Raw genomic sequence first — 317 nt, 5'->3', positions numbered from 1 at the left:
ATCGCAGGTTTTAAAATCCGTGATAACTATCCAGTTGGTTGCAAAGTAACATTGCGTCGTGATCAAATGTTTGAATTCTTGGATCGTTTGATTACTATTGCGTTGCCTCGTGTACGTGACTTCCGTGGTGTAAGCGGTAAATCATTTGATGGTCGTGGCAATTACAATATGGGCGTTCGTGAGCAAATTATTTTCCCGGAAATTGAATACGATAAAATCGATGCTTTGCGTGGTTTGAACATTACTATTACAACTACTGCAAAAACTGATGAAGAAGCGAAAGCTTTGTTGTCACTGTTCAAGTTTCCGTTTAAAGG

Annotated in this window: 1 protein-coding gene; it reads left to right on the top strand. The window is 39.1% G+C overall.

The genetic code is table 11. The features are described from left to right. On the top strand, window positions 1–317 hold a 317-nt coding region (gene rplE, locus ACTHSP_RS23355), incomplete at both ends, for a 50S ribosomal protein L5 (protein WP_440347161.1).

The sequence above is a fragment of the Neisseria sp. P0001.S005 genome, from assembly GCF_051963715.1.
The sequence above is the reverse complement of the archived record's forward strand: the minus strand, read 5'-3'. Positions and strand labels throughout refer to the sequence as shown.